Origin of the sequence: Psychromonas sp. B3M02 (genome assembly GCF_003318165.1) — a bacterium.
Classification (GTDB): domain Bacteria; phylum Pseudomonadota; class Gammaproteobacteria; order Enterobacterales; family Psychromonadaceae; genus Psychromonas.
In genome coordinates this window covers 1-7324 of sequence record NZ_QOCB01000022.1, presented here as the reverse complement: position 1 = coordinate 7324, position 7324 = coordinate 1, and the positions used below count along the sequence as shown (strand labels likewise).

Genomic DNA, 7324 nt, shown 5'->3' with positions numbered 1-7324 from the left:
TTAATACAATTGGTATTAAACAACCGCTTTTATGCTCAAGCTCTATTTAGGCGGCTTTTTTTGTTGCTAATATCATTATGACAATAGCATCTGCTGTTAGTTTTTTATCTGAAATTATTAGGCTTTATTAACAATTATTTCTTGTTATCAAAAAGGTTTTATTACACTAACATCGCCTCAACGCTCACCTTTTGAAATCATTTTTTAGCATGTTAAGCCTCCAAATATGTAAGGAGACTTAACTGTAAATTGTTGAAAGGCTATTAAACAATTAATAACTCTTTAGCGTTGGCTAATGTATGTTCGGTAATACTGTCACCACCTAATAATCTTGCTAATTCATGAATACGCTGTGTTTCGTCTAATAGCTGCATATTAGTGTTAGTGCTCTTACCATCACTTTGTTTATTCACTATCATTTGTTGATGACCATTACCTGCTACTTGTGGTAGATGCGTTACACAGAAAATTTGTGTGGTTTCACCAAGCTGACGTAATAGGTTACCAACAACGGCCGCTGTTGCCCCACTGATACCCACATCGACTTCATCAAAGATTAAAGTAGGTGTTGATACTCGTTGGCTGATGATCACTTGAATCGCTAAACTAATACGAGATAATTCACCGCCCGAAGCGACTTTACCTAAGTTTTGCAAACCTTGTCCTGCATTCGCAGCCACTTGAAACTCAATACCGTCAATACCTAATGGGCTAAGGCTATCACTTTCATGTTGTGTCATGGCGACTTCGAATTGACCATCTTCCATATTCAACTTTTGAATGCTTTTAGTGATTTTTTTACTTAACTCTTTAGCGTAACGTTGGCGGCTTTGACTGAGTTTTTGAGCGTGTTTTACGTAATCTTGTTTAGCTGTATGTAGCTCTGCAGTGAGCTGTTCAATCTGTGCTTCACTGTTGTTTAGTTGTTGGTACTCTTTACTCAATTTCTGATGAAATTCATAAAGCATTTCAGGTTGAACTTGGTGTTTTCTAGAAAGCGTCATCGCCTGACTTAAACGGGATTCAAGTTGTTCAAACTGCTCAGGGTCTAACTCTAGTTTTTCACTGTACTGGCGTAATTCATAACCTGCCTCTTCAACCTGGATCACCGCTTCTTGTAATGCGCTAACAATGGGCTCTAGCTGACTATCATGTTGAACCTGTGATTCTAATAAAGAGATAGTTTTCTGTATTAACGTAAGGGCATCGACTTCATCTGAATCAGCCAACAGATTTAAACTCACTTGAGTGCTTTCTAATAATGCGCCGCTGTTTGCTAGTTTTTTATGTTCACTCTCAATTTCACTAAACTCACCTTCACCTAGTGCAAATTCATCTAACTCAATAATTTGATATTCAAGTAACTGTTTACGCGCTTGTTTCTCTTGTTGGCTTAATTGTTGTTGCTGTAATTGCTTCTTAAGAAAGTGACAACCTTGGTAGGTGTCTTTTACTTTTTGTAGTAATTGTTGGTGGTTAGCATATTCGTCAATAATTGATAGCTGTACATCGGTGCGTAATAAGCTTTGGTGTGCATGTTGACCGTGTATGTTAACTAATAACTGCCCCAAGCTTTTGAGTTGTGATAATGGGACTGGAATGGCATTGATATATGCACGAGATCGGCCTTCGCGTGTGATCACTCGGCGTAATAAGCATTCGTTCGGATTATCACTTAAGGTGTTTTCAAGGTCGTTGCTTTTTAACCAAACCAAGGCATTAGGCGTATCGATTAGATTAAAGCGTGCACTAACTTCTGCTTTATCCGTACCTTGCCTAATCATGCTTGCATCGGCACGTGCACCCAGACATAACCCTAATGCATCGATAGCAATGGATTTACCTGCACCTGTTTCACCGGTAATAGTGGTCATACCCTGGTGGAAATCAAGCTCTAAGAACTTTACGATGGCAAAGTGCTGAACAGTTAATTGACTTAGCATAAAATGGTTATCCTATGATGATATTAACAACGATAAAACTACTGTTTAAAAACACAGTTTAGTACTGTTTTTTTAAACAGTAAAGTGCTGTTTATCTATTTTATGCTAAATATTTTATTTTATGCTGATTAGTCAGCCATTGGATGAATGCTTAGAATAGTTTGTTACCCCAACCAAATTTGGTGTGTAATACATGGAAATAGTTATAGTTTTGTGGGTGCAATAAGGTTAACTGATGTTTGGTCTTTTTAATGATCACTTCATCGCCAGGTAATACAGATAGGTTAACGTGGCTATCACAACTGATTTGCATTTCTGTGCTATTACTTTGTGCTACTTTTAAACGCACTGTGCTATTGGCATCAATCACAATAGGGCGGCTATTTAAGGTATGGGGAAACATAGGCAATAAACTGATTGCATCCAGTTTAGGGGTCATGATTGGGCCACCGCCAGACAGAGAGTAAGCTGTAGAGCCTGTTGGTGTTGAAAGAATTAAACCATCGGCACGTTGATTGATCATAAAGTTATCATTTACATAGATTTCAAACTCAATCATATGCGCGATTTTATCTGGATGTAATACCGCCTCATTAACGGCCGTACTGCTGCTTCTTAAATGACCATGGCTATATACTTGTGCTTCTAATAAAAAACGATGTTCTGTTTGGTAAGTACCTTCTAATACTTCACTTAATGGTTTTTCAAAATCATCGGGATCTAAATCAGTTAAAAAACCTAAGTTACCTCTATTCACTCCGATCACTGGCAGGTCAAAGCGAGCTAATACTCTGGCCGCACCTAACATGTAACCATCACCACCAACGACTATTGCTAAATCACACTTTTGACCTATGCCGACTAAATCTTCATAACGAATTTGTGGGAGCTCTAGGTCATCAGCAAGACGAATATCGATAATAATTGCATGACCACGAGCTTGCAAAAAAAAGTATAAGCTAGCGAGGGTTTGTAATGCTTCACTGTGCTGAGGTTTGCCAATTAATCCAATGGTTTGAAATTGACTTTGTTGCTTAGTGTCTTGCGTCATAAAATAGATACTCGATAAAATGTGGTGATTTTCAGTATACCTCTTAAAAATGTTTTTATTAACAGCCTTGAAACTATTATTACTATCCCCATAATAGAGCATATATTATTGACCAAAATAAAATTAAGTAGGATTGAGCTATGAGCGAAGAACAAAAAAACACGGTTGAAGAAGCAATTGACACGGTTTTAGGTGATGAGGCCGTTGAGCAAGAAGCGGTTGAAGGTACACTTGAAACAGCCGATGACCAATCAGCTTTAATTGAAGAGCTAACTAAAAAGCTAGCTGCCGCTGAAGAAGAGATCAAAGAGCAGAAAGATTTAGTAATTCGTGCGCAAGCTTTCTCACAAAACGAAATCCGTAAAGCGGGTATCGATGCAGAAAACCGTCGCAAATCAGTATTAAAAACTTTTGCTAATGCTTTAACACCTGTTGTTGACCACCTTGAGTTAGCAATTCAACATGCTGATAAAGAGAATGAAACGCTAAAACCTATGGTTGATGGTGTGGAAATGACTTTAACTGAGTTATTAAAAGCTATCTCAAGCATTGGCATTCAACAAATTGACCCAATGGGCGAGCCATTAAACCCAGAAAAACACCAAGCAATGAGCATGCAAGTGGTTGAAGGCGTTCCTGCTAACCAAGTTGTTGCAGTAATGCAAAAAGGTTACGAGTTAAGTGGCGGTCAAATCATCCGTCCAGCAATGGTTGTTGTGTCAAAAGACGCATAGTCATCGCGATAATTGATAAATCAATCTGCTGATTGATTATTAAAAGGCACTTCGGTGCCTTTTTTGTATTTACGAGAAGATAAGGGACTGGCTTAAAAGAACTTTCAACAAGTTATTAATTGATAACGCATAAAGGACAAGAGATTTCGCTGAACTGGCTCACCTTTTGAAATTAATTTTAAAAAAAATGATTTTTTTTGCTTGTTGCCCTTGAAACCTAAAAATAGCCCCTTATATATGAAGTATGAAACGGACACTGCAATGCTGCAGAGAGTCAACTAAACAAATAAAACATTAATAAATGTGGAGAAAGTAAAATGGGTAAAATTATTGGTATTGATTTAGGTACTACAAATTCATGTGTTTCTGTACTGGATGGTGATGTAGCTAAAATCATTGAAAACGCAGAAGGTGAACGTACTACTCCTTCAATCATTGCTTACACAGACGGCGAAACATTAGTAGGTCAACCTGCTAAGCGTCAATCTGTAACGAACCCAACAAATACTTTATTTGCAATCAAACGTCTTATCGGTCGTCGTTTTGAAGATGAAGAAGTACAACGTGATATCAAAATCATGCCTTACAAAATTATCAAAGCTGATAATGGTGATGCATGGGTTGAAGCACACGGTGACAAAATGGCACCACCGCAAATCTCTGCTGAAATTCTTAAGAAAATGAAGAAAACAGCTGAAGATTACCTAGGTGAGAAAGTATCTGGTGCAGTAATCACAGTACCTGCTTACTTTAACGATGCACAACGTCAAGCAACTAAAGATGCTGGTCGTATCGCTGGTCTTGATGTTAAACGTATCATCAATGAGCCAACTGCTGCTGCATTTGCTTACGGTGTTAACAATACTAAAGGTGACAGCACTGTTGCTGTATACGATTTAGGTGGTGGTACTTTCGATATCTCAATCATTGAAATCGATGAAGTAGATGGCGAGAAAACATTTGAAGTATTAGCAACAAACGGTGACACACACTTAGGTGGTGAAGATTTCGATAACCGTTTAATTAACTACATCGTTAAAGAATTTGAAAAAGAGCAAAGCTTCGATCTAACTAAAGATCCACTAGCTATGCAACGTGTTAAAGAAGCGGCTGAAAAAGCAAAAATCGAGCTTTCTTCTGCACAACAAACAGATATCAACCTGCCATACATCACAGCTGATGCATCAGGTCCTAAGCACTTAAACATTAAAGTAACACGTTCTAAACTAGAGTCTCTAGTTGAAGATATGGTTAAAGCAACACTTGAACCATTACGTATTGCACTTAAAGATGCTGACCTTTCTGTTGGTGACATCGATGATGTTATCTTAGTAGGTGGTCAAACACGTATGCCATTAGTACAAGCTGCAGTAGCAGAGTTCTTTGGTAAAGCTGCTCGTAAAGATGTTAACCCTGATGAAGCGGTTGCAATGGGTGCTGCGATTCAAGGTGCTGTACTTTCAGGTGACAAAACTGACGTTCTATTATTAGACGTTACACCGTTATCTTTAGGTATCGAAACAATGGGTGGCGTATTAACGAAAGTTATCGAGAAAAATACAACTATCCCGACTAAACAGTCACAAACATTCTCAACAGCTGAAGATAACCAAAGTGCGGTAACAATCCACATTCTTCAAGGTGAGCGTAAACGTGCTGCAGACAACAAATCTCTAGGTCAATTTAACTTAGAAGGTATCCGTGCTGCGACTCGTGGTACTCCACAAATCGAAGTAACTTTCGATATGGATGCGGACGGTATCTTACATGTATCTGCTAAAGATAAAGATACAAACCAAGAGCAAAAAATTACTATCAAATCAAGCTCAGGTCTATCTGACGAAGAGATTGAAAAAATGGTAAATGATGCTGAAGCAAATGCTGATGCTGATAAACAGTTTGAAGAAGTAGTAACGGCGCGTAACCAAGCAGATGCGATGGTTCACGGTACTAAGAAACAAATTGAAGAAGCAGGTGATGCATTACCAGCTGATGAGAAAGAGAAAATTGAAGCAGCAATTGCTGAAGTTGAAACAGCAAGCAAAGGTGAAGATAAAGCTGAAATCGAAGCTAAAACTCAAGCCCTAGCTGAAGCTTCTCAAAAACTGATGGAAATTGCTCAACAAAAAGCACAAGCAGGCGAAGCCGGTGAAGCACAGCCAGAAGCTGAAGCTAAACAAGACGATGACATCGTTGATGCTGAGTTTGAAGAAGTAAAAGACGAGAAAAAATAATTGGGTAACCCCTAATTAGCAGTATCGTATCAGCTCGCGGGTTATGGATTTATCTATAATCCGCGCGTTTGTTTTGAACAATACCAATTTCAACAAGCAGCTATTTGTTGAACGAGGTATAAAAAAAGGTTTGAGAACTGACCATGTCTAAACGTGATTGTTATGAAGTACTTGGTGTAGGCCAAGATGCGACAGAGAAAGAGATTAAAAAGGCTTATAAACGCCTGGCGATGAAGTACCATCCAGACCGTACTAAAGGTGATACTGCGCTAGAAGAAAAATTCAAGGAAGTAAAAGAAGCTTACGAAATTCTTAGCGATCCTCAAAAAAGAGCAGCATTTGATCAATACGGTCACGATGGTGTTAATCAGCAAGGTCAAGGTGGCGGCGGCTTCGGCGGTGGTTTCGGCGGCGGTGGTTTTGACGATATATTCGGAGATATCTTTGGCGGTGGTCGTCGTGGTGGCGGTCAACGTGCACAGCAAGGTTCTGATTTACGCTACAACATGGAACTAACCTTAGAAGAGGCTGTTAAAGGTATCTCTAAAGAGATCCAAATTCCTACGTTAGTACATTGTGAACAGTGTAATGGCTCAGGCGCTAAAAAAGGCACAGACAGTAAAACTTGTGGCACTTGTCATGGTCAAGGCCAAGTACAAATGCGTCAAGGTTTCTTTGCTGTTAACCAAACCTGTCCAACTTGTCATGGTAAAGGCAAAATTATTACTGACCCATGTAACAAGTGTCATGGTGAAGGTCGTTACGAGCGTAGCAAAACATTATCAGTTAAAATCCCACCAGGTGTTGATACTGGCGACCGTATCCGTTTAAGTGGTGAAGGTGAAGCGGGAGAGCATGGTGCACCAGCAGGGGATTTATACGTACAAATGAACGTACGTCCACACGATGTATTTGAGCGTGATGGTAATGACCTGTACTGTGAAGTACCAATTAGCTTTACCGAAGCAGCATTAGGTGGCGAAATTGAAGTCCCTACCTTAGATGGACGCGTTAAATTAAAAATACCCGCAGAGACACAAACGGGCCGTATGTTCCGTATGCGTAACAAGGGTGTTCAATCGGTACGTAGCCACTCTACCGGTGATTTGATGTGTAAAGTAACAGTGGAAACACCTGTGAAACTTTCTATCAAGCAAAAAGAGTTATTAAAAGAGTTTGAAAACTCATTATGCTCAAGCAGCAGCAAAAAGCATAAACCTAAGTCAGAAGGTTTTTTAAACAGCTTAAAAACGTTTTTTGACGATATAAGTAAGTAATAGAAATAATAGTCATTATTACTTAAAATCTGATATTCTTTAAAAAGGTCACTTTCAAGTGGCCTTTTTTTTTGTATTTTATTAT

At 38.9% G+C, this 7324-nt stretch carries 5 protein-coding genes; 3 read left to right on the top strand and 2 right to left on the bottom strand.

Features of this window, described 5'->3' with window-relative positions:
- Positions 1–263 precede the first annotated feature (263 nt).
- Both recN and nadK read right to left on the bottom strand, forming a co-directional pair.
- Entirely contained in the window at positions 264–1943 is a 1680-nt protein-coding gene (recN, locus tag DS885_RS03025; RefSeq protein ID WP_113817929.1) for a DNA repair protein RecN, read from the bottom strand.
- A 151-nt stretch (positions 1944–2094) separates the two neighbouring features.
- Positions 2095–2994, bottom strand: a complete 900-nt coding sequence (nadK, locus tag DS885_RS03020) for an NAD(+) kinase (RefSeq protein ID WP_113817928.1) — start codon at positions 2992–2994, stop codon at positions 2095–2097.
- Between the two features lie 140 nt (positions 2995–3134).
- On the opposite strand from nadK, the gene grpE reads away from it, so the two are divergent.
- The 3 genes from grpE (at position 3135) to dnaJ (ending at position 7239) form a co-directional block, all read left to right on the top strand.
- Positions 3135–3728, top strand: a complete 594-nt coding sequence (gene grpE, locus DS885_RS03015) for a nucleotide exchange factor GrpE (RefSeq protein WP_113817927.1) — start codon at positions 3135–3137, stop codon at positions 3726–3728.
- Between the two features lie 317 nt (positions 3729–4045).
- Positions 4046–5962 (top strand): molecular chaperone DnaK, encoded by a 1917-nt coding sequence (gene dnaK, locus DS885_RS03010; RefSeq protein ID WP_113817926.1) that lies wholly within the window; start codon positions 4046–4048, stop codon positions 5960–5962.
- Between the two features lie 143 nt (positions 5963–6105).
- The gene (dnaJ, locus tag DS885_RS03005; RefSeq protein ID WP_113817925.1) at positions 6106–7239 is read left to right on the top strand and encodes a molecular chaperone DnaJ; all 1134 of its coding nucleotides are present in this window, start codon (positions 6106–6108) and stop codon (positions 7237–7239) included.
- The last annotated feature ends 85 nt before the right edge of the window (positions 7240–7324 follow it).